19 protein-coding genes are annotated in these 23,335 nt (G+C 66.0%); 7 read left to right on the forward strand and 12 right to left on the reverse strand.

Annotation, left to right across the window (positions count from 1 at the left end; all coding sequences use genetic code 11):
• Window positions 1-333 precede the first annotated feature (333 nt).
• Window positions 334-645 carry a MarR family transcriptional regulator gene (locus FGF80_RS04465; protein WP_138652446.1) on the reverse strand — a complete coding sequence of 104 codons (312 nt, stop codon included), beginning with the start codon at window positions 643-645 and terminating at the stop codon, window positions 334-336.
• A gap of 388 nt (window positions 646-1,033) precedes the next feature.
• Between FGF80_RS04465 and glmM the strand changes: the two genes are divergently transcribed.
• Entirely contained in the window at window positions 1,034-2,359 is a 1,326-nt protein-coding gene (glmM, locus tag FGF80_RS04470; RefSeq protein ID WP_138652448.1) for a phosphoglucosamine mutase, read from the forward strand.
• Window positions 2,360-2,443: 84 nt separating this feature from the next.
• Here glmM and FGF80_RS04475 read toward each other — a convergent pair whose 3' ends face one another.
• Complete coding sequence (locus FGF80_RS04475; RefSeq protein ID WP_006184423.1) at window positions 2,444-2,650, reverse strand: DUF7563 family protein; 207 nt, start codon at window positions 2,648-2,650, stop codon at window positions 2,444-2,446.
• Between the two features lie 728 nt (window positions 2,651-3,378).
• Window positions 3,379-5,190 carry a glutamine--fructose-6-phosphate transaminase (isomerizing) gene (gene glmS, locus FGF80_RS04480; RefSeq protein ID WP_006184422.1) on the reverse strand — a complete coding sequence of 604 codons (1,812 nt, stop codon included), beginning with the start codon at window positions 5,188-5,190 and terminating at the stop codon, window positions 3,379-3,381.
• 594 nt (window positions 5,191-5,784) lie between these two features.
• Between glmS and FGF80_RS04485 the strand changes: the two genes are divergently transcribed.
• Complete coding sequence (locus tag FGF80_RS04485; protein ID WP_006184421.1) at window positions 5,785-5,964, forward strand: DUF5786 family protein; 180 nt, start codon at window positions 5,785-5,787, stop codon at window positions 5,962-5,964.
• 154 nt (window positions 5,965-6,118) lie between these two features.
• Here the strand turns inward: FGF80_RS04485 and FGF80_RS04490 are convergent, their stop codons facing one another.
• The 6 genes from FGF80_RS04490 to FGF80_RS04515 form a co-directional block, all read right to left on the reverse strand.
• Window positions 6,119-6,898, reverse strand: coding sequence for a helix-turn-helix domain-containing protein (locus FGF80_RS04490; protein ID WP_006184420.1), 780 nt, complete (start codon window positions 6,896-6,898; stop codon window positions 6,119-6,121).
• Window positions 6,899-7,154: 256 nt separating this feature from the next.
• Complete coding sequence (locus FGF80_RS04495) at window positions 7,155-10,382, reverse strand: bacterio-opsin activator domain-containing protein (RefSeq protein ID WP_138652450.1); 3,228 nt, start codon at window positions 10,380-10,382, stop codon at window positions 7,155-7,157.
• A gap of 132 nt (window positions 10,383-10,514) precedes the next feature.
• A complete protein-coding gene (locus tag FGF80_RS04500; protein ID WP_138652452.1) occupies window positions 10,515-10,937 on the reverse strand; it encodes a universal stress protein in 423 nt (140 codons plus the stop codon).
• Window positions 10,938-11,087: 150 nt separating this feature from the next.
• Window positions 11,088-11,771, reverse strand: a complete 684-nt coding sequence (locus FGF80_RS04505; RefSeq protein ID WP_006184417.1) for a cytochrome c biogenesis CcdA family protein — start codon at window positions 11,769-11,771, stop codon at window positions 11,088-11,090.
• Between the two features lies 1 nt (window position 11,772).
• Complete coding sequence (locus FGF80_RS04510; RefSeq protein WP_138652454.1) at window positions 11,773-12,363, reverse strand: TlpA family protein disulfide reductase; 591 nt, start codon at window positions 12,361-12,363, stop codon at window positions 11,773-11,775.
• A 2-nt stretch (window positions 12,364-12,365) separates the two neighbouring features.
• Window positions 12,366-13,094, reverse strand: coding sequence for an SCO family protein (locus FGF80_RS04515; protein ID WP_138652456.1), 729 nt, complete (start codon window positions 13,092-13,094; stop codon window positions 12,366-12,368).
• 187 nt (window positions 13,095-13,281) lie between these two features.
• On the opposite strand from FGF80_RS04515, the gene FGF80_RS04520 reads away from it, so the two are divergent.
• Both FGF80_RS04520 and FGF80_RS19020 read left to right on the forward strand, forming a co-directional pair.
• Window positions 13,282-14,397 carry a DUF7350 domain-containing protein gene (locus FGF80_RS04520; RefSeq protein WP_006184414.1) on the forward strand — a complete coding sequence of 372 codons (1,116 nt, stop codon included), beginning with the start codon at window positions 13,282-13,284 and terminating at the stop codon, window positions 14,395-14,397.
• 394 nt (window positions 14,398-14,791) lie between these two features.
• A complete protein-coding gene (locus FGF80_RS19020; protein ID WP_175416950.1) occupies window positions 14,792-14,968 on the forward strand; it encodes a hypothetical protein in 177 nt (58 codons plus the stop codon).
• A gap of 298 nt (window positions 14,969-15,266) precedes the next feature.
• Here the strand turns inward: FGF80_RS19020 and FGF80_RS04525 are convergent, their stop codons facing one another.
• Both FGF80_RS04525 and FGF80_RS04530 read right to left on the reverse strand, forming a co-directional pair.
• Window positions 15,267-16,472: an orc1/cdc6 family replication initiation protein gene (locus FGF80_RS04525; protein ID WP_006184412.1), complete on the reverse strand. Its 1,206-nt coding sequence runs from the start codon at window positions 16,470-16,472 to the stop codon at window positions 15,267-15,269.
• Window positions 16,473-17,730: 1,258 nt separating this feature from the next.
• Window positions 17,731-18,879 carry a M24 family metallopeptidase gene (locus FGF80_RS04530; RefSeq protein ID WP_138652458.1) on the reverse strand — a complete coding sequence of 383 codons (1,149 nt, stop codon included), beginning with the start codon at window positions 18,877-18,879 and terminating at the stop codon, window positions 17,731-17,733.
• 329 nt (window positions 18,880-19,208) lie between these two features.
• Between FGF80_RS04530 and FGF80_RS04535 the strand changes: the two genes are divergently transcribed.
• From FGF80_RS04535 to FGF80_RS04545, 3 genes are all read left to right on the forward strand, one after another.
• The gene (locus FGF80_RS04535) at window positions 19,209-20,960 is read left to right on the forward strand and encodes an alpha,alpha-trehalose-phosphate synthase (UDP-forming) (protein ID WP_138652460.1); all 1,752 of its coding nucleotides are present in this window, start codon (window positions 19,209-19,211) and stop codon (window positions 20,958-20,960) included.
• Window positions 20,961-20,962: 2 nt separating this feature from the next.
• Entirely contained in the window at window positions 20,963-21,784 is an 822-nt protein-coding gene (gene otsB, locus FGF80_RS04540) for a trehalose-phosphatase (protein ID WP_138652462.1), read from the forward strand.
• Window positions 21,785-22,107: 323 nt separating this feature from the next.
• Entirely contained in the window at window positions 22,108-22,458 is a 351-nt protein-coding gene (locus FGF80_RS04545; protein WP_006184407.1) for a winged helix-turn-helix domain-containing protein, read from the forward strand.
• Window positions 22,459-22,512: 54 nt separating this feature from the next.
• On the opposite strand, the gene FGF80_RS04550 is transcribed toward FGF80_RS04545, so the two are convergent.
• Window positions 22,513-23,316: a peptidase M10A and M12B matrixin and adamalysin gene (locus tag FGF80_RS04550; RefSeq protein WP_138652464.1), complete on the reverse strand. Its 804-nt coding sequence runs from the start codon at window positions 23,314-23,316 to the stop codon at window positions 22,513-22,515.
• Between the last annotated feature and the right edge of the window lie 19 nt (window positions 23,317-23,335).

The raw sequence follows: 23,335 nt of genomic DNA on the forward strand, positions 1-23,335 counted from the left end.
GCATCCAGAAAGGGGGATAGTACCGATGGATAGGGCTTTCAGTAGTTTCCTTCGGTCCATAGCATCACATAACCCACGAAGATTAAATATCCTATGTAAAAACCCTATAGTTCAAATTGATTAATTCAATATATCTAAGATTGGCCTGTCTCATTCGTCTCTGTCCTTCCAATGTGCTGATCTGGATGGAGAGAGAGTGAAAGTGAGCACGGACCAAGCAGACGGTGACTCTGGTGGTCCCGTTTTTGAGATGAGACATGAGTCAGCATTAATCAGCGCTAATTGGGAGAGTGTATCAACAGGTTCCCGGTGAGATACCAGCCGATGGCCGTGTCAAGGTGTCTCCGGGTCGACGAGCTGATACTTCGACTGACGGGCGTCCTCGAGACAGGCGCGGCTGGAGATCAAGTCCTGCTCCTCGAGTTTCCCCAGCGCGTAGCGGACGGTTCGGGAACAGAGTCGCGACTCGGCCGCGATCCCCTCCTGGGTCAGCGGGGCTTCGTATTCGAGGACCTTGTAGACCAGTTTCGCGCTGGGCGGGAGTTCGGAGAGACCGCTGTCACGGTCCCACTCGTCTCCGCCGTCACCGCGGTCGTCGGTCTTGCTGTCGCCGTCGAGTTCGGCGTCCGGTTCGGTCGTGCTCATCGGTGTCGACCACTCCGTTCGGCCCTCGAGCGGTCGGTGTGGCTGCCTCGGGGCGACGGTCGGTCGTCGTTCGTCGCGTCGGTCGGTGGGAGCCGCGGCGTGGGTCCGTCGGCCGCCGGAGTCCGTCCGGCGGCGGAAGGCTCTGCCGGTCTCATTCTCACTCGAGCGTACCGGCCAGACTCATATAGACAGCACCGACAGTTCAGAAATCTAGGGGACAACTAACGATCGAGCGCCGCCGGCCCGGCCGAGTCGGGCCGTTACGAACGGCGGTCGCCGGGCGAGCCTCGAGACGACGACACAGCGGCGGCGCACGGACCGAAACCGCGACCTGACCGTCGTAGTTAACCCGTGCATAGTAAGGCACTCGCCGCTCTCAGAAGCGGCTATGTTCGGAACCAGCGGCATTCGCGGACGGGTCGGGAGCGACGTGACGGCGGAGCTGGCACTGTCGGTCGGCCGAGCGGTCGCCTCGGAGGGATACGAGCGCGTCGTCGTCGGTCGCGACGTCCGCGAGAGCGGGCCGATGCTCGTCGACGCGGTCGGCGCGGGGCTGCGCGAGTGCGGGGCGGACGTGATCACGGTCGGCGTCGAGGCGACGCCGACGGTCGCCCGCGCGGTCGCCCATCTCGAGGCCGACGCGGGCGTCGTCGTGACGGCCTCGCACAACCCGGCGACGGACAACGGGATCAAACTCTGGAACCCATCGGGGAAGGCGTTCGGGCCCGACCAGCGCACAGCGATCGAGCGACGGATTCGCGAGGACGACTACGAACTGGCCGACTGGGACGGCGTCGGCGACCGCTATCGTCGCGAGGGCGTCCGGGACCACCACGCCGCCGCGATCCGGGACGCGGTCGCTCTCGAGCGCGGGCCCAGCGTCGTCGTCGACGTGGGGAACGGTGCCGGCGGGATCACGGCGGCAGTGCTCGACGACCTCGGTTGTCAGGTGCGAACTCTGAACGGGCAGGAGGACGGCTCGTTTCCCGGGCGGCCAAGCGAGCCGACCGCGGAGACCCTCGAGACCCTGTCGGCGCTCGTCGCGGAGACCGCTGCCGAGGTGGGAATCGCACACGACGGCGACGCCGACCGGATGGTCGCGGTCGACGAAACGGGAGCGTTCGTGCCGAAGGACGTTCTTCTCGCCATCTTCGCCGAAGAAGCGGCGGGCGAAGGCGACCGCGTCGCCGCTCCCGTCGACACCAGTCTCGCCGTCGACGACGTACTGGCCGGCGTCGGCGCATCGCTGACCCGGACGCGAGTCGGGGATGTCTACGTCGCGGAGCGAACGACCGAACCCGATGTCGTCTTCGGCGGGGAACCGAGCGGTGCCTGGATCTGGCCCGAGGAGACGCGGTGCCCGGACGGACCGCTGGCGGCCTGCAAACTGGTCGAGTTGGTCGCCGACGGAGGACCATTGTCCGACCGCGTCGCCGGAATCGATCGATATCCGCTCCGGCGAACGTCCCTCGATGTCGCGGATAAAACGGCGGTTATGGCCGACGTGACTGAGCGCGTTCGAACGCGATACGAGGAGGTCGACACGCTCGACGGTGTCAGAGTCGAGACCGAGGACGGCTGGTTCCTGCTTCGCGCCAGCGGAACTCAGCCGCTGATTCGGGTAACCGCGGAGGCGCGGTCGGAATCGGACGCGGCGGACCTGTTCGAGACCGCGAAGGGACTCGTCACCGAGACGACGGCGGCAGACCACTGAGGACAGCGAGGAGCGGTCCGAGTCAGTTCGATACCGAGACGGCAGCGCCAGCGGCGCTCGAGGGGGGACATCCGGACGGACCGGCTATCTAGCTTCTTCGGGAATGAAATCGGAGGTCTTCATCTCGCGGTACGTCGCACAGTCGGGACAGGCATGGACGACATCGCGGTTATCACCGAAGACGCGGGCGAACTGACGCGTCACCTGGTTTCCGCAGTTGACACAGCGAGGGGCGCTCGTTTGCGATCGTGACGACATCGGCGTCCACTTCGCGGATTGATCCGTCGACATCAACAGCCCGTACCGACAGAACGGTATTTACTATAGACTGCATAATCAACTGGCCCGTCGTTAGTCGGGGCTTTCGGTCGTGATCTGGCAGTGAGCAAGACACTCCGAATATCGAGAGTGTCGACGCCTCGCGCGAGAGAAAGAGATCGTTTCGAACGAGTAATCCGATATTACGCGGTCGGCACACCGGCTATCGGCCGGCCGGTGAGGCGTCGAACGGGTCGGTCGACCCTCCCCGCCTCCGGACCGTCGGGAAATATCGTCGGGACCGTCCGCTCGAGCACCGGTCAGGCACGATCCGGACCGCCCGTAGCTATCAGGTGTGCCCTTTATATCACGGGCGATTCCTAGTTCAATTGGAGGGTATCGGTCGATACCCACGAGCCGGGTGGTCCGTCGCCGCGGCTCGATCGCACAGACCCTCCACGTTCGATTCCGACATCGTTCGAGTACGGGTCGCGACCACCGACGCCGTGCGGACCGGGCTACGGGGGTGGTCTCAGGTCCTGCGGCTTCGATGACCCTACTCGAGTCCGATCGGCGTCCCGCCTCGTCGCACTCGCCACGGAGTGACTTCCTCCTGCCGACTCGTCGCGGCACTCCGATAGCTGTCGGTGCGGCTCGTCGTCACCCGCTTCTACTGGGGACGGAGACTCCGCTCGGAAGCCGGACGCTGTCGGCGAGTACTGTCCGCGGCCGGTCGGAACGGGGGACTGAGAGCGGCCGCCCTACTCGACGGTGACGCTCTTGGCGAGGTTGCGGGGTTTGTCGATCGGCCGACCGAGGAGGTCGGCGGCGTAGTACGAAACGAGTTGGAGTTGGACGTTCGCGAGCAGCCCGGCCAGATCGGGCTCGGTCTCGGGAATCGCGAGGTGCTCGTCGGCGGCCTCGACAGCCGGATGGTCGTCGGGACAGACCGCGATCATGGGCGCGCCGCGGGTCTGGGCCTCCTCGGCGTTTTTCAGCGTCTTTTCGTCCTCCTGACCGGTGAAGATCGCGAACACCGGCGTCTCGGGTGTGACCAGCGCCAGCGGACCGTGCTTGAGTTCCCCGGAGGCGAAGCCCTCGGCGTGCTCGTACGTGATCTCCTTGAACTTCAGCGCGCCCTCGAGCGCCACGGGGTAGCCGAGTCCGCGTCCGATAAAGAAGTACGACTGGCTCCCGCGGTACCGCTCGGCGATCCGGTCGGCGTCGGACTCGTCGAGCAGGGTTTCGATCCGTCCGGGCATCGACTCGAGTTCCGGAAGGAGGGTCTCGAGGTCAGCCGCCGGCCCGTCCCGCAGGTCGCCGGCGATGCGCTGGGCAAGCAGCGTGAGCATGACGGCCTGCGAGGAGAACGTCTTCGTCGCCGCGACGCCGATCTCCGGGCCGGCGCGGATGAAGAGGGCGTCGTCGGCCTCGCGGGCGGCCGTCGATCCGACGACGTTCGTCACCGTGAGCGTGGCCGCGCCCTCGGCCCGTGCTCGCCGGAGCGCGTTGAGCGTGTCGGCGGTCTCGCCGCTCTGTGTTACCGCGATCACCAGCGTGTCGTCATCGATCGGCGGGGCCGAGACGCTGTACTCGTTGGCCAGGTGCGCGGTCGATTGCACGCCGGCCTGGGTCAGCGCCAGCGAACCGTAGAGCGCGGCGTGATAGGACGTGCCACAGGCGACGAACTGGATGCTATCGATATCGTCGAACGTGCCCGGTCCGAAATCGGACAGGGCGATCCGTCCGTTCGTCGGATCGACCCGCCCCTCGATCGCCTGGGCCAACGAGGTCGGTTGCTCGGTAATCTCCTTGAGCATGAAGTGATCGTACTCACCCTTGCCCGCCTGCTCGGGGTCCCACTCGACGGTCTCGGACGGCCGCGTAACCGGATTCCCGTCGAGATCCGTGAACTCGACACCGTCTTGATCGACGATGACGACATCGCCGTCCTCGAGATAGACCACGCTGTCGGTGTACTCGAGAAAGGCCGGCACGTCGCTCGCGAGGAAGTACTCGCCGTCCTCCATGCCGACGACGAGCGGCGAGCCCTGTCGTGCGGCGTAGAGGACGTGCTCGCCGGAGACCATCGCGGTGACGGCGTAACTACCCTCGAGTTCGGCGATGGCCCGGCGAAACGCCGCCTCGCTGTCGAAGCCGCCGTCGAGGTAGTACTGGACGAGGTGCGGAATGACCTCGGTGTCGGTGTCGCTCGTGAACTCGTAGCCGGTGGCCGCCAGTCGGTCCCTGAGCGCGGCGTAGTTCTCGATGATCCCGTTGTGGACGACGGCGACGTCTTCGCTCTCGTCGGTATGGGGATGGGCGTTCGCGTCGGTCGGCGGCCCGTGCGTGCTCCAACGCGTGTGGCCGATCCCGACCGTCCCCTGAATGGGGTCCCCGATCGACTCCTTGAGTTCCTCGACCCGCCCGGAGCGTTTTGCCACGTTGATTCCCGAGCCGTTCTGGACGGCGACGCCGGCCGAGTCGTAGCCACGATACTCGAGGTTCTCGAGTCCCGTCAGTAACGGCTCGAGCGCGTTGCCGTCGCCGACGCGGCCGATGATTCCACACATCGGCTGTTCACCGATCGTCGGGCCGGTGGGGATGCTCGTGTGGCCCGGACACGGTGTCAGTTTCTATGGACGACGCGTCGTCGGCTCGGTCCCCGACCGACGACAGCAGGAGCGGTGACGTGATATCCTGCCGATCCATCGCAAGCGATCGAGATGGTAGACGGTACGCAACCATGAGCGGAATTCATCCCTCCCGAACCCATTACTATAGACGGACTACTAAATCCCGTAGTCCGCAGGTACTCCTTGGCTGACTGTCGATGACCGGCGTTTCGAGTATCGCATCCTGACCGTCCCTTCTGCGAGTGGGTTCCACAATACGGCCGTTTCAGCGCCGCTCACGGCGTTGTTTCGGGTCGAGGGCGGATGTCCGAAAAGTATGATACCCGAACAGCCGACCGACGCTCGTGTACGGGGCATCGAACGACCGGTATCAGCCCCCAACGATCGGTAGGGAGGGGAAACGAGCGGCACGACTCGGGACGCCCGCGAGCGGACGGCCTTCGGCCGCGCAGCGCGGCGGGCCACCGCCGGTCGAGCGCCGGTGATAGAACGAACCGCCACACCTTTTGCGGTGGGGCGGGACGCGTGCATATGGGTTTTGGTAGCTACGACGAATCCGAACAACAAGAGCAGACGACGGACGATGAGGACGTAGAAGCGGTCAACGTCCACGAAAACGACCATCAAGGCGAAATGTCGTTCGAGTCCGACGTCTCGACGGACGAGCTGGTCGACCAGCTCGGATCGATGAAGGACGACGACGAGGAGTAAGGACCGCCCCGGAACGGGATCGATGGGGCCGGAATCGGTCACCCTCGAGCGGACACGGTTCGAGACGATCGACGAGTCGCTTTTTCTCGCGCGCGAACTCGGACGGCGCTGCCACTGCTGAACACCGCTTGCGGTCACCGGCCGGGACGTGCGGTCAGGGGAGCGCCGCGGCGCACAGTTCGCCGATCGCCCGCCGGAGCCGCTGGGAGACCGCCGACTTCGAAACGTCGAGCCGCTCCGCGAGTTCGTCCTGGGAGATGCCCCGCGGCACGTCGAAGTACCCCTCTTCGTGGGCGACGGTGAGGAGTGCCTGTTGTTTGTCGGTCAGGGCGACGACCCCCTCGCTCTCGTCGTCGGAGACCCGAAGGTGATCGACCGTGACTGAGATCTCGTGCTCACGACAGTAGTCGTTGAACGCGACGAGTCGCTCGCGGTCGGGAAAGCGAAGTTGGACGAGCCAGCCGTCGCGGGAACTCGAGAGATCGAGCAGGCGACCACCGAGCGCGGCGGTTTCCGCGGTAACGGTCACTGCGCGGTCGGTAAGCGTCACGCGGTAGACTCGGCTGTCGGAGTAGCGATCGACAAGCACCGGATCGGTGACGGTCGGGTCGGCTGTGAGAGCGGTTTCGAAGGGGTCGAAGTCACGTCCGTAGACGGTGACGAAGACGACCGTCCGGCCGGGTTCGATGGTGGTCCAGTACGCCGGTTCGACGGTGACCGCCGGCGCGTCCCGCAGGGTCGGTCGCAGGAACAGGGCCGCGTGGTCGAGGCGGAGTTGGGCGACGATGCCGCCCTCGGCCTGGGATCGAATCCCCGGCTGCTCGCCCTCGGAACCCGGACCGGGGGCGGCCTCGGTATCGGCACCGGCCACTCCGTCCTTCGAGACGCTCCCGGTGTCGGTCGCGTCCTCGGAATCGGTGATATCGGTGCTCATCGGGCCATCCCCCGTCCGGAGGGACGACCGTCGTAAGTACGACTTACCTCGAACGCGCTCATTGAATGGCTCATTAGGAGCCGAGTACATGATCGTGGACGCTATACACGGACACCGGCTCGAGTTCGGCCTCAATACTGATTCATCGGTCAGTTCGCTATGGTCTCTCGACGGCGCGGAAAGCGTGTGTTACTGGGCCGAAACGCGGCGGTAAACACGTACTACCGTTCGAGATCGGTCGGCCGCCGGTACTGTCTCAGTCCTCGGTCTCGTCGAACAGCGAGGCGAACAGTTTGCGCTGTGCGATCCGGAGATGCCGGCTGAACGTCGGCTGCGAGACGCCGAGCGACTCGGCGACCTCCTCGCCGGTATGCTCGCGGGGCCACTCGAAGAACCCGCCGTGATAGGCCGCCTCGAGCGTCCGTCGCTGTCGCTCCGAGAGGGACTCGGCCAGCGTCTCGAACGGCCGGGTCGAACGCGGCGGCCGCTCGCGCTCCCGGCGAGCGGCCAGTTCCGTCTCCGAGTGAGCCGCCTCGAGCGCGCGGAGGAACGAGCGGACATCGATCGGGTCCCCGAGATCGATCACGACGCTGGTCCGATCGTCGATCGGCGTCACCGATCGGAGGACGCCGCCGTGATCCGCGACCGTTCGCGCGATGGACGGCTCGGTTGCCTCGGTCAGTCGGATCTCGACGACGGGGTCGCCGTTCCCGCGGCCGACGATCGAAACCGAGTCGACCGCCGGCAGCGAGCCGACGACCTCGGGGATCGTCTCCGCGTCGGAGTCGCGGACCGAACAGAACACCGTCGAACCACCGGACGACCGCGGAATCACGGCCCAAACGTCGATCCGACGGTCGAGTCGGTCCGCGATCGACGAGAGCGGTTCCGACTCGTCCCGAAGAACGACCTCGAGTTCGGTGACGCGATCGGCGAGGAGCGCGCGTCTCGTCTCGATCGCGGCGATCGCATCGCCGGCCACCGCCGCGAGGTGTTCGCAGGCCCGGCTAGTGGCGTCGCCGAACGCCGACGGCCGCGTGGCGTACGCGGTGAGCGTTCCGTACCGGAGCGCGCCCGACTCGAGCGGGACGCTCATTGCGGACCGAACCCCTCGCTCGAGGAGCGGTTGCCGCCACGCTCGCGCCGTGCCGTCTCCGTTCGTCCGGCCGGTTTCGGCGGCCTCGAGCGTCTCGAGAACGACCGGTTCGCGGGTCGACGCGGCGTCCGCCGTCGGCGACCCGGCGTGTCGGTCGAGCGAGATTCGAACCTCCTCGAGAAACGCGGCGTCGCGGCCGGCCCACGTCCCGGGAACGATCCGCCGGCCACCGTCGTCGGTGTGGCCGACCCAGGCGAGTTCGATCCCGCCGGCGGACTCGACGGACGGCAGGGCGACGACGGCCTCACAGAGCCGTCGTTCCACCGCCTCCCGGGTCGGCGCGTCCAGCAGCGATCGCGTCGCCTCCCGGACCCGTTCCGCGCGTGCCGTGCGGGTCCGTAGTCGCTCCCGGTCGCGCTGACACCCGTCAAGAGCAGCGACGCGCTCGAGCCCCTCGAGCGTCAGTACGGCCGCGTCGGCCAGGGTTTCGATCGGGGCCGTGTCCAGCCGGTCGAACGCCATCGGCTCCGTGCTGGTCGCGAGAACGAGCCCCCGGTCCCCGATCGGGACGGCCAAGAGCCGTTCGGCCCGGGATCCGGGCCGAGCGAGGGTGTCATCGAGACTCCCGCCCTCGTAGACGGTCGGCTCGTCACTCTCGAGGGCGTCGGCCAGCGGGGCGTCGCCGGGATCGATCGCCGGCGGTTCGATCGCGTCCCAGTCGCGTTCGGGCGTTCGTTCCGTCGCCACCGCTGCCGGACGGAGGCGGTCATCGACGAGATACCAGATGGCGATGTCGGCGTCGGTACACTCGCGAACGGCATCGGTGACGGCGTCGCGAACGGGACCCGGTGAGCCGGCACGGCGGAGGGTCGCGACGGTTGCCCGGACCGTCGATAACGCGGCGGCCCGCGAGCCGCGCCTGTCGCGGATCACACAGAGCGTTCGGTCGGACTCCGGCAGCGGTACGACGGAGACGGCGACCGGCCGGGGCTGGCCCACATCGGTCGCGAGTTCGCCCGTCACGGGCTCCATCCACCTGACGATGGGCGACCGCGCCCGCTCTCGGACCGTCGCAGCGAGATCGTCGTCGAACACGTCCTCGAGCTCGCGGCCGACGAGCGCATCCGCCTCCGCGAGTTCCAACAGTGCCGTGTTGGCCAGCCGAACCGTCGTTCCCTCGAGCACGGCGATACCGTCATCCATCGCGTCGACGATCCTCTCGAGGAGCGCGCGGCGATCCCGGTCCGACGCGGCTGGGACGGCGGTCTCGGCGGGCCGTTCCCTCACGGAGACGGAGACACCGTCGTCGCCGGGGTGGACGGTGACGGAGAGCCGGCGCTCGCGATCGGGGAGTGCGGTCTCGAACTCGACGGACTCGCCCGTCGTGTCGGCCTCGCGGAGCCGGTCGGCGAGTCGGTCACCGAGTCGATCGGGGAGTAGGTCCCAGACGACCGTTCCCGTCGGGACGACGTCACCGTCCGATCGGTCGCCAGCCGTAAACAGTTCCAGCGCCGCTTCGTTGGCATACCGAACCTCGCGCCGCGGACCGAGGGTGAAAAACGCGTCTCCGAGCCGATCGAGCCCCGCTCGTAGCTCGTCGTTGACGGCCGTTTCGACTCCCGGGGCGTCCGTCCGCGTGACGACGATCCCCTCGACGGCCGGGTCCTCGAGTCGGTTCGTACAGGTCAGTGTCGCGACCTGCCAGGTGCCGTCGGCGTGACCCAGTCGGCAGGTGAGCCGTTCGGTCGTCCCGATCGGGGCGGCAGCGACGGCGGCGAGCGTCTCACGAACCGCTTCGCGATCGGCCGGCCGGACGAGCCGCGTGATCGTGGTTCGCTCGAGTTCCGTCGGCGTATACCCCAACCGGGACTCGACGGCCGGGCTCGCGTACTCGATCCCGCCGTCGGCATCGAGCACCCAGACGACCGCCGCGGCGTGCTCGAGGATCGACCGAGGGCGCGCATCTGCGGCTGCCGCGGCCAGCCGGTACCGCTCCCGCTCGGCGGCGGTCCTGACGCGGGCAGTCAGGACCGCGTCGGACGCGGTCGGCTCGACGACATCGCTTGCGCCGGCCGCGAGCGCTCGAGCGGCGTCGCCGTCGTCGACGAGGGCCACGATCGGCCGCTCGCCGGTTCGGGCCGCCAGTTCCTCGAGAGGCGCGTCGGATGAGGGCGATCCGCCGTCCGCACTCGCGAACGGACAGACCAGGCAGTGGATCGCTCGAGCGGCGAATCGCTCGAGCGCCCCCTCGAGCGTGCGGGCTCTGAACAGTGCCCCGTTATCGAACGCCGCAGCGAGCGTGGTCATGGCGTCGTCGGCGGAGTTGGAGTTACCGACGACTAGGACACGGAGCGTATCGTGGACGACGGTGGCGGTGCCGTCGCTCATCCGGCAGCACCCTCGCGGACGAGCGGACGAGCGGGTATCGTGAGGTACTCGTCACCATTCCGCATAATACATGTCGAGTTCGTATCGACGCGTAGCACGGGAGGAGGTGTCCGGGTCACTGGAACTGCGTTGTCAGGGTGTGTCGCGAACGGTGAGAACCGGAACCGGTGCGTTCCGAACGATTTCCTCGGCGACGCTGCCCGAGATCAGGTGGTCGAGTCCGGACCGGCCGGCCGTCCCGACGATGACCATATCGACCGGGTTCGTCTCCACGAAGTCGACGATCCGTTCCTGCGGAACGCCGTGGCGGATGTCAGTTGTGACAGCGACGCCCTCACGGTCCGCCGTCTCCGTTGCACGTTCGGCGGCCGAAACGGCTTCGGCCTCCGGATCGGACCGCAACCGGTCCTGTTTCTCAGCGGCATGGGGGCCGTCCTCGGAGACCGACAGGACGTGGAGCGTGGCGTCGAGTTCCCGCGCGAGTTCGACGGCGTGATCGGTCGCTCGATGGGCAGCGTCGCTGCCGTCCGTCGCAAGCAACAGTTCCTGATACATCGTTTGTCTCCCGTTCGGGAGACGGGAGGATAGGTTTCGGACCTGCCGTTGCCTGCCGGGTTCCGTTCGACGGCCGCTCGGACGCGACCACGGGGATGGCCCGTCGCTCCGGGATGCACGGGCCGCTCCGTCGAGCGGCACCGCTTCGCCTCAGAAGACGCCGAACACGTCGAGCACGACGATCGCGAGATAGAGCTGTCCGACTCCGGCGACGATCATTACGGCCCCCGCAACGCGCTTTAGGAGTCCAGTATAGGCCGCGAGTCGGCCGGCGCTCGCGACGAGTCCCATCCCCGTCGCGACGGTCAACGAAACCATGAGGGCCACGAAACTACCCACGTACGTTCCGAGGAGAATCGCCGCCTCGGTCGTCGGCAGCGACAGTGCCCGGGTGACCACGCCGATGAATATCGGCGCGACACACCCTGCCGCCGCCAGCGCGTAGCCGACCCCGAAGATCGCGAACCCGAGCACGCTCGAGCGTCGCTTGGGGAGCGTGATCGACAGCGTCGGCGCTCGCTCGAAGACCACCAGCAGACCGAACGCGATCAGGACGACTCCGGCGACGACTTCGAACCACTTGACCGTCGACAGCGTCGCGTGACCGACCCAGAACGTCGCCCCGAGCAGGGCGCTGAACGTGACGAGGACGCCGAGTCCGGCGAGCAGTCCCCGACTCAAGGCACCGCCGAGTGACGCCCGCTCGCCGTCGGTCTGACTGACGTAGAAGCCGACATAGCCCGGCAGAAGCGGGAACGAACACGGAGAGAAAAAGGTCCCGATGCCGGAGATCAGCCCGAACGTGAGGGACATGACGAGCGTCGAGTCGACCATCCTATTCGGCCCCGTTCGCTGGTTCGCTCGCCTCGAGTGCGCGTTCGATTCCGGCGACGAGTTCGTCCGCGGTCTTGACGCCGGAGTCGGACCATCGAACCGTCCCCGAAGCGTCGATCGACACGGCGGACGGGTAGGGCGTTCCCCAGTACCGGGACGTGAGTTCCGCGGTCGGATCGAGACCGATCGTCCAGTTGCCGTCGTGTTCCGCCCACCAGTCCCTGAGTTCGGCGTCGCTGATCGACTCGGTCGTCACGGATAGGAAGACGACCTCGTCGCTGACGCGCTCGTGTGCCGTCGCGAGCGCGTCCATCTGTTTGATACAGGGGGAACACCACGTCGCAAAGAAGTCGACGAACGTCGGTCGATCCGGCGTCGGAACGCGGACAGTGCCGGCCTCGCTACCCGGGGCGTCGACGGTTTCGATCTCGTAGGGGTCGTGTTGTTTCCCCACGATACCGGACGAGTCGTCGCCATCGTCCTCCTGCTCGGTGACGGCGGCCGGTGACGGGATACCGAACGCAGCGACCGCACCGCCGCCGGCAATCACGCCCGCACTGCCGAGTCCAGCGAGGAGGTCGCGGCGACGCATCGCTACTCGTCCACCCCCACGACCGTTCTCGTGTCGTCGACCATCACCTGCGTGTTGACCGCATCGCGCTGGGTCGCCGCTTTCGGATACGCCCGCTCGACGATGCCGCGCTCGTTGACGAGTTGGACGAGCGCCGAGTGCGTGAACGTGTACGCACTGTCGGCGTCCGTCGACTCGTTGTCCGATGTGGCGGTCGACTCACCGTCGTTCCGTCTGAGCGGCAGCCCGAACGTCTCCTCGAGCATCGTCTTGGCCGTCTCGTTGTCTTCCGGTCGAAGGAAGTGCCAGTGTCCCGCATCGACATCGATGCCCATTCGCTCGCCGTGCGTACGAAGGGCGTCGGCCGTATCGCGGTCGGGATCGAACGTAAACGCGAGCAACGCGAGATCGTCCTCGTAACCGCTCTCGAGGGCATCCGCCTGTATCCGACGGAGGTGCTGGAGCAGTTGTTGACACATCCCGTCGGGACAGGACGCGTAAAAGTACGTGATGACGAACGGGCGTTCGTCGATGACGTCCTCGAGCGACAGCATCTCGTCGGCGAGCGGGTCCCGAACGGAAAACTCCGGAAAGTCGTCGCCGTGAATCGGATACAAGGGGTCTCCGCGTTGCTGTTCTGGCGGCTCGAGCACGGTATCGCTTGTGCCGCCACCGAGCGTGTCACCAAGACAACCGGCAACGCTTGCGAGTCCCGTCATTCCGACCGTGCCGAGGTATGTCCGCCGGTCCATGTCTGACTCGAGGGAACGCCCGATCAAAGGTTCATTGGTTCGGTTCACGAAGATCGAACGTTCATCGATGAGGTGAGCGAAAGGCGTGGGGCGGCTGTCTGCGGTCCGGGCACGGACCGCACCCCTCGCAGCGCGTTCGATCGGCGAACCAACAGGCGTTTTATCGCCGGCGGCGAAGGACCGCCCAATGAATCGCCGGGGCTTTCTCCGCGGAACAGCCACGATCGGAGCCGTCGGAACCGTCGGCACCGCCGGCTGTCTCGAGGGGCTGGGGTTCGAAGAAGAGTCCGCGTGGGCGAACCCGCCGCTCGTCGAAAACCGTCCTGACGCCGTCTACCTCCCGTCCTCGCGCGAGGAGATGCGGACCTACGGAATGGCGGCCGACGGCGACTACGCAGTGTCACTTTCCTATACCTTTCCACACCGGTTCTGGACCGTCGAGGCGACCAGCGACGGGAAGCAACGCGTCGCGGTCGAAACGGACGATACCCTCCATCTCATGACCACCCTCTGGGATCGCGAAACGCGAACCGTCCTGCCGGTGGACATGCGACTCGAACTCCTGCAGGACGGCTCGCCAGTCGACGCAGGCATCTCGTCACCGTGGCCGATGCTCTCCCAGCGGATGGGCTTTCACTACGGCGACAACGTCGGGCTCCCCGGCGAAGGCGAGTATACGGCCCGCATCCGGGCCGGTCCCGTCACGCTCGAGCGAACCGGCGCGGTCGAGGGACGACTGGACACCGCAGCCTCGCTCGAGGTCGACTTCGAGTACGATCGCTCCGACATCAACGAGCTCTCGTTCGAGACGCTCGACGAGGACAAATGGGGTAACCGTGATGCCTTGTCGCTGATGGACCACGGCGACGGCAGCGGGTCTCACGGCGGTAATCTCGGCCCGCCGCCGACGGGACGGGAGCCACGGATCGCGGACATCCCCGGCGACTCGCTCGGGACCCAGCGCAGCGGCGACGCGGCGATTACCGCGTTCGTGTCCGACGCCGACCGGTTCACCGACGGCGGCACCTACCTGGCGGTCTGCCCGAGAACGCCGTACAATGACATCATCCTCCCGCTTACCGCTTTGTCCGTCGCCGTCGAACGTGACGGAGAGGTCGTCCGTGAAGGGGAACTCGTGGAAACGCTCGACGGCGAGATCGGCCATCATTACGGGCTCGAATTCGACGAGTTCGTGGCGGGCGATCGGGTGACGATTACCGTCGATTCGCCTCCGCAGGTGTCCCGCCACGACGGCTACGAGACGGCGTTTTTCGAGTTCGACGAGATCACGTACACTATCTAATCGTCCAGACGGCGTCCGGACCGTGAGTCGCGTCGTCCGGCCCGGGAGTCGGTGCGTGCCGGCGTGTTCGAGGGTGACACTCGAGCTGCGAGCATCGGCAGTCGGACACTGTCGGGAGTGGCAGTGTCGCCGCCGGAATCCCGTGTGGTGAGCGAATGCGGACGGTCGTGGGAGCCGGCTCACCGATTCAGGCCGGAAAGAACGGCTTTCGGAGCGGAAACAGTTCCTCCAATCGAGTCGAACCGGCGGACGGGCGATCGATGGAGCCGTCGCAGTAGCTCCGGTCGCTTCGCGACGTAAATCGCCTGCTACGGCGCTCGATCGGCCGGAAAGGGGCGACAGCGGTCGCGTACGGCTCCGATAACTATCGGGGAGCGTCGAATACGCTCGAGCGATGTCCCGGACAGGTCACGCGGAGATGCGGATCGGCTGCCCGGAATGCGAGACGACGGTCAGCGCCACCGTTCCGCCGGGACCGGGTATCCACCCGGAGAGCGATTCGAACCCGCTCCGGGGAACGGAGACCCGGTGTCGGAACTGCGGTCACGAACTCGACCTCTACTACTACTGATACCGACCGCGACTGTCGAACTGGCTGTCGAGTGCGCCACAGACTGCCATCGAACGTCGACGCCGACTGCCGAACCGACCGGTCGGTGGACCGACCGGCGCACGGGATTGGTTACGAGCGCGAGCGTCGCGGCCGCTGAAACATCCGTGATCCCGTCTCTCCCTCGACTGTTCCGGTCCCCATCCTCGGCTGTTATCTTCCGGAATGACACCCACACCGGGTTTCCGGTGAAATGTCGGCGCGTTGCGATTGGCGCGTGCTCCTCGAGCAGCCGGTCCGCGTCAGCGGTGGCGGACGGCTACGACTCGTCGGTTTCGACGAGCACCGTCCGGACGACGTCCGGATCCTCGAGCAACTGGTGTTCCGTGTAGCTCCCCTCGGCGCTCCCGCCGCTCCGACGGGTCTGCTCTAGAATATCGAGGAACGCGTGTTCTTTCAGCAGGTCGCGAACGCGCCGGAGCGAGAGGGGATCGGAGCGTTCCTGGCGGCAGATCTCCTCGTAGACGTCGTAGATCTTCGTCGTTCGGAACCCGTCCTCGTCGGCCGCATTGAGCGAGAGGACGGCGAGGGCCTGTAGGACGTACCGGGAGTGGGGCGTCGATCCGCGGATGAGTTCCCGGAACCGGTCGGTTTCGGCCCGCTCGCGCGCCTGGACGACGAACTCTTCCCGAACCGTCTCGTTGCCCTTCGATTGGGCGATTTCCCCGGCGTATCGGAGGATGTCGATCGCCTTCCGCGCGTCGCCGTGTTCGCGGGCCGCGAGGGCTGCGGCCCGCGGAATGACTGACGGCTCGAGGACGCCGTCCTTGAACGCATCGCTGCGGGCCTGCATGATGTCCCGAAGTTGGTTCGCGTCGTACGGCGGAAAGACGAACTCGCGTTCACAGAGGCTCGACTTGACTCGCTCGTCCAGTCGGTCCTTGTACTTGATCTTGTTACTGATCCCGATGACGCCGATCTTGCACGACTCGAGTTTGCCGGCCTCGCCCGCGCGCGAGAGTTGCATGAGAATATCGTCGTCGTCGAGTTTGTCGACTTCGTCGAGGATCACGAGGACGACATCGTACTGGGTGTCGAGCACCGTCCAGAGGCGCTTGTAGTACGTCGAGGTGCTGAGCCCCTTGTCCGGGATTCTGATGTCAGTGATCGCCGGCTCGTTCAGCGAGTGAGCGATCGTCTGGACGGCCTGCGTCTCCGTATTGTCCTGAGCACAATCAACGTAGGCGAACGCGGAGGTGACGTCTTCGTCCCCCGCGACGCGGACGGCCCGTTCCGAGATGTACTTCGCACAGAGGGATTTGCCCGTCCCCGTCTTCCCATAAATGAGGAGGTTACTCGGACTTTGCCCGAAAATAGCGGGGTTGACCGCGTTCGCGAGTTCCGAAATCTCGTCGTCTCGACCGACGATCCGGCCCTCCGCCGGGAGATGATTGATCTCGAGGAGTTCCTTGTTCTCGAAGATCGGGTCGTCGCGCGTGAACAGGTCGTCGCCGGAACTCGACATAGTCGAACACCGTGTTTCCGGTGAAATAGCCCTTCCGTTTGCCACCGGCGACCCGAGCGGGGAACTCGACGCGGTGACACAGTCCAGTAGACCGGTCGTATGACGGTTGTGGACCGATTGTGTGGCGACTACAGGTTCGACGTGCCGGTCAGAACCGTTTCGTTCGTTAAAACGAGCCGTGCAAAATCGATCGCGAACACACACCGTGTTTCCGGTGAAACGGGAGAACGTCGTGGATCGTGTCCAGTTGAAACGGGGGTTGCGGTGCGGCGGAAATCCGGTATCGGATGCCACCCGTGCGGAAATCACCGGTATCGACGAGCGATACCGACCGGCACCAGTGACGGGAGCAAGCATCGTCTCGCCGCTCGCACTCTCCGATCACCGGTGAGAAAAAGTCCGATTCACTTGGCGAGCTTTTCTCATATTCACTATTTATATATTACTATAGAGCGAGTACAGAGCGAGGGAAGGTCCGTCAGTTCGCAGTCGGATGTCGTGCTGAGGTCTCTCGTATCGATTTGTTCCGTCCCGTGTCGACTAGTTGCCTTAATCGAATAACTCGAGTAGTACGATCAAATAATCCGGATCGGATAATCCAACAGAATCGAACAATCCGGAGACTGGATGTAATCGCGCAGCGTAACACGGCGTGATCGAACGAACCTCTTTCCGAGCACTTTCACCGGAAACGCGGTGTGTGTCCGAACGAGTGCCGGCTGCCGTTCGGACCGGTGGCCGAGCCCATACTCGAACTCGGTCGGAAGCGGCATCTCGCTTGGTGTCACCCTGCGCTGCTGTTGCCACGCTATCGTTGCCACACGCTGTCGTCTCGTGTCCGTCTCTATTCGTTCTCTACCCACGGAGACGAGTGCCGATCGACGCAGGAACGGCCCTGAATCGGTCGGCCTGAGCCAGCCACGGATCGGGGTTTTCGAGTTCGCCATCCCGGTCGACATCGGTCCACAACTCGGCGTCGCTTCACCGGAAACACGGTGTGGGTGAGAGCAGTTCACACTGCTTTGATCCGCCCAGCCGGTCCGACTATTCCAGAGGCGCAGCCGGTCGGTAAATTCACCGGAAATCCGGTGTGCCGACATCCCGGACTCCGATCGGAGTCGCCGAAAGCCGTTCACCGGAAACCCGGTGTGTGACCCCGTCCCGGCCCTAGCCTCGTGTCCGGCGACCGATCGGATTTCACCGGAAACCCGGTGTCCCCGTTCGACGCGGCCGAGCCATCGGCCGATTCGAGCGGAACTCAGCGGCCGCTTTCCCAGCCCCGCGGCGTATCGTTCAATCGCTCGGCACCGTCGTCGGTCACGACGACGAGATCCTCGATTCTGACGCCGAACTGCCCATCGAGGTAGATCCCCGGTTCGACGCTGAAGACCATGCCAGGCTCGAGTTCGCGGTCGTTGCCGGCGACGATGTAGGGCGGTTCGTGGACCTCGAGCCCGACCCCGTGACCGGTTCGGTGGACGAAGGCGTCGCCGTAGCCGGCCGCTTCGATGACCGACCGGGCGGCGCGATCGATCGCACCGGCTTCGACGCCGGGTTCGACGGCGTCGATCGCGGCTTCCTGTGCCTCCCTGACGGTTTCGTGGACGTGCTCGTATGTCGCGGGCGGATCGCCGACGACGATCGTTCGCGTTTGATCGCCCGGATACCGTCCCGTTCCACCCTCGAGATCGGCCGCGACGAACGCGCCGAAATCCAGAACGATCGGGTCGCCGGCCTCGATCGGCCGCGAGCCGCTGTGGTGGTGTGGCCGGGCTCCGTTCGGGCCGGCGGCGACGATCGTTTCGAAGGCGGGCTCCTCGCCCCCGTGAGCGGCGAGCAGGCGGTCGATCTCCGCTGCCAGCTCCGATTCGGTCGTCCCGACGAGGTCGTCGCCGCGGTCACGTATCTCGAGCGAGACCCGGTCCGCGATCGCGCCGGCCCGCCGGAGCGCGTCGAGTTCGACGTCGTCTTTCCGGATTCGCAGCGGCTCGAGGGCGGTACTGGCGAGCCCGAACTCGGCGTCCGGACACAGTTCTCGGAGGTCCTGGGTGAACGTCGCCCACAGTCGATCGTCGACGAGGACGGTCGCCGGATCGGAGCCGTCGAGGGCATATTCCTCGAGCACGGTCGCGATCTCCTCGAGCGGGTCGTCCGCGTCGGTCCACGGCCGCAGCTGTAAGGCCGGAATGGGGAGGTCGGAGAGTTGGTCCTCGTACATCGCCGGCGCGACGAGGGCGGGATCGCCGTGCTCGGGAACGAACAGCAAGAGGTGTCGTTCGGACGGCGTCTCCTCGAACCCGGTCAGATAGGTCAGATTCGGACTCGGGAAGCAGACGGCCAGGTCGGCCGCCGTGTCCTCGAGTCGGCGCTGGCAGGCCGCGATCCGGCGCTCGAACGGGGGTTGCATGGGCGGGGATTCGCTCGAGCGAGAAATCAACGTTTGGTTCTGGCGACATCGGCGTGGGGTGTCGTCGGCCCCCGGCTGCCACCAAGCACCGGTCGCTTCGCCAGTTGGGTGCGTCGTTCCCGTCTCGGCCAGTCGAGTGTGGTGCTCGCATCCCTTTCCATCACCGCGGCACACGCCTCGCGTCCCGGCGCGTCCGAGACCGGTCTCGAGCGACGACTGTCCCGGTGGTCGAACAGTCGGGACGCCGCGAGTGCTAACAGGAACGTATTAACCCCCTGGCGACCGCAAGCGGCGAAGCAACCCGTCGGGATGCTGTGGTAGTTCAGCGAATGCGAGTTCCCGAGCGGTTGTCGTCGACGACTGTACGAAATAGACAGCGACGGGCCGACGGTCGCGGCCGAACGAACGCGGAGCCCGCGTCCGACGGGCCCAGCTGTCCCGGTTCGCTGATCGTTGTTTCGAACCGGCAACCGTATCGTCACGAGTACCGAGACGAGGACGCCACCGCGCCGTCGGATGACGGCGCGACGAGTCCCGACGGAACGGGTCCCCCGCGGACGGGAACGGACGGCGGTGGCCGTTCCACGGCCGAGACACGACCGATCGCGGTCGACGAGCCGACCGGCGGTCTGACCGCCGGTCTCGATCCCGTTATGCAACGAACCGACGGGACCTGGATCGCCTGGGGCGACGGCGACGCGGACTTCGACGTAACCGACGAGCGGAACTGCGTGGCCGTCCCGCCGGATGCGGGTGCCTATACGCTCCGCCGACTGGACCTCTCGGACGAAGCCGTCGACTCCTACTACTACGGGTTCAGCAATCGCGTGCTCTGGCCGCTCTGTCACGGCTTTCCCGCCCTGATCGAGGACCGGCCGACCGACTTCGACTGGTACCGCACGGTCAACGAGCGCTTCGCCGAGGCGGTGGCCGACCATGCGACGGCCGACTCCGTCGTCTGGATACAGGACTACCACCTCGCGCTCGCGCCGCGGATGATCCGGGACTCGGTGCCCGCCGGGGCGATCATCGCGCACTTCTGGCATATCCCGTGGCCGTCGCCGGCGACGTTCCGGCAGTGCTCCGTCGCCGGCCGCGTTCTCGAGGGACTGCTGGGAAACGACCTGATCGGCTTCCACGTCGATCGGTACGCCGAGCAGTTCCTGCACTGCGTCGATCGCTTCCTCCCGACCGCGGCCGTCGACCACTCCCATGGAACGGTTCGCTACGACGGGCACACGACTCGCGTCGTGGCGACGCCGATGGGCGTCGACGCCGATGCGTACGAGCGGGACGCCCGGGCGAGCGATCCCGACCGGCTTTCGGACCTGTTCGCGGAGTATGGGATTCCCCAGGGGACGACGATCGGGCTGGGGTTGGATCGGCTCGACTACACGAAAGGGATCCCCGAACGGCTGGCGGCCCTCGAGCGACTCCTCGAGCGGAATCCGGAGTGGCGCGGCGCGTTCACTTTCGTCCAGAAGGCGACACCCTCCCGGACCGACATCGAAACCTACGAGCGATACGGCGAACTCGTCCGCGGCGAGGTCCGACGGATCAACCGCCGCTTCGAAACCGACGACTGGCGGCCGATCGTCTACACCGAGGACATGCTGTCCCAGGCGGACATCTGCGCGCTCTACCGCCGCGCGGACGTGATGGTGGTCAGTCCGCTGATCGACGGCATGAACCTCGTCGCACAGGAGTACGTCGCCGCGAGCGTCGACGGCGACGACGCACTGGTGTTGAGCGATCGGACCGGAGCACACGAGCGCCTCGGGTCGCACGCGCTGACGATCGATCCGACCGATACCGACGGGTTCGCGGCGCAACTCGAGCACGCGCTCTCGATGTCGCCGTACGAACGACGACGGCGGATGAACACGCTCCGTCAGCGCGTATTCGACGACGACCTCGAGTCGTGGATGGCGACTCAGTTCGACTGGATCCGGCGGGTACACGGCGATCGTGAGCGCAGCGAAACGAACACCGACACCGACACCGACACCGACACCGACACCGACACCGACACCGACACCGACACCGACTCCGAGTCCCGGGAGCGGACACCGCCAGTGTAGCGATGCCTGCGACCGAGACACCGCCACGGCCGCTCTGGGAACGGTTGTCGCGGATCCGAACGACGCTCGCGGACGCCGCCGGATTGCTGGTCTGTCTGGATTTCGACGGGACGCTCGCACCGATCGTCGACGATCCGGACGCGGCGGTCCCGACCGAGTCGAATCAGCGGGCAGTGACCGCGCTCGCGGAGACGCCGGGCGTGACGACGGCGATCGTCAGCGGGCGCGCGCTGACGAACGTCCGCGAGCGGATCGACGGGCCGACGATCTACGCCGGCAATCACGGGCTGGAACTCGATCGAAACGGGTCGATCGCCGTCCATCCGGTCGCACGCAAGCACGCGATACGAGTCGAGCGGCTCTGTGCGATGCTCGAGACCGTGCTGGCGTCCGTCCCGAACTGTCGGGTCGAGAACAAGCGCCTGACCGGCACGGTCCATCTCAGATCCGTTCCGCCGGCCGCCGAGGCGACCGTCCGTCGGATCACCCACGATCTCGTCGATCGCGTCGGCGGTGACGCCCTCGAGATTTCGACCGGGAAACGCATCCTCGAGATCGGACCCGACTTGCCGTGGGGCAAGGGCAACGCGGTCGAGTTGATCGCCGCCGCCGAGCCCCCCGGAACGGCCGTCGTCTACGTCGGGGACGACGTTACCGACGAATCGGCGTTCCGTGCCGTCGAACCCGACGGAATCACCATCCGAGTCGGCGACGACGAACCCTCGAGCGCGTCCTATCGGGTCGCATCACCCGCTGATGTCGCGTCGTTTCTCTCGTGGCTCGAAACGGTCCAGAACGAACGCGGCGAACGAGTACGGCAATGAGGACGCGAATCGGCGCTCGATGGCGACTCGTGCGCACGCATGGATCGCGAGGAAAACGGGAACGGCTAGAGTGGGGCGGGTGGGAGCCGAGTATGGGCAAGTCGGGACCGAGTCCGGTATGGGGGAGCGGCGTACCGGGGCTCTGCTCGGTCTGGCACTGACGGTCGGGGGAACCGTCCGCGATCGCTCGGCCCACCCACCAGGATCGTATGAACGCCCAGTACTTAAGGAAACCGATGGTAATAACCGAAGAAAACAACTCGTCTCGAGCCGAAAGTATTAGTTACCACTGGAAATATAGACCGGTACGAGAGTGAACGAGAGTGAAACTCCGCCAACCAACTGATTTCCTGATTCTCGAGGCGCTCGAGGACAAGGGACGAAACGTCGCAACGAATCTGGCTGCACACACGGGAAAGAGCCGAAAGAACATCAACACCAGACTGCCGGTGCTCGAGGATTACGGGCTCGTCCGAAAGATCGGTCCTGCCGAGCGATCCGGTCTCTACGAGATTTCCTCGACGGGGAAGGCGGCGCTGGTGTACCGAGACCAGTACGACGAAGTCGACGACTTCGAGGCGCTCATCGAAGGGCCAAACGCCGCCACGGACCAGAACGGAGAGTCCCAGGCCAGTTTCGCCCGCGGTGAGAACGACGACGAAACCGACGAGTAACGGCACGGACGTTCGGTTTCGCCGTCGGCCGTTCATTTTCGGCCGGAGTGGCAACTATCCGATCCTGATCGGGTCTCGATCCGTTCGGATGGGTTCCGAGAAGAGTCCGCCGTCGTACGTCGCGAGTTCGCGGCGGGCACACGGCGAGAAGGCGAAGCTGAGCCGTTTCTCGAGTCCGTCCTGCGCCGGCGGAATCGCCGACCCGCAACGATCGTGATCGGCCTGGTACGACGGGTCCCACGCGTAGCTACTGAGCATCGGCGTCGCGATCACGGCTTCGCCGTCGCGGATCGCCACGCCGTGTTCGTGGTCCAGCCCGAGTGCGTGTCCGATCTCGTGCACGAGGACCTGCATCGTTCGCGTCGGTGCCGTGTTCGGGACGATCCACCGCGTGCCGTCGACGAGCGACTCGTCGAACGGCTCGAGGTCGGCGATATGTCGCGCCCCGCCGACCGATGCGATGTGTGCCACCCCGTATCCGGTCGGTGCGTCCTCCATCCGTCCGTCGGTAACCAGCAAGTTGACGTCCGCCACCGGGTCGAGATCGCGTCGGCCGAGGCCGCCCGCCACGACGGCCGTCGGCCACTCTCCGCGGGTCATGAGCCGGGCGGCATCCTCGGTCGAGACCGCAACGGTCCCGCCGAAAGAGAGTTCCACCGTCCAGTGCTCGAGGGAGCGGATCGCCGTGAGGTACTCGCGGATGCGGTCGGTAACCCCCTCGTAGGTCGCGGCCTGCTCCGAGAGCCAGACCCGAACGGAGAGCGTTTCGGGTGGCTCGCGCGACGCCTCCGCCAGCGTCCCGAGCGAGACCATCGAACCGAGTGCTCCGAGGACCACGCGACGCGTCTTTCGTGTCATCGTACTGCCGTCCCCTCGT

The organism is Natrinema pallidum (genome assembly GCF_005890195.1).
In the GTDB taxonomy this organism is placed as follows: domain Archaea; phylum Halobacteriota; class Halobacteria; order Halobacteriales; family Natrialbaceae; genus Natrinema; species Natrinema pallidum.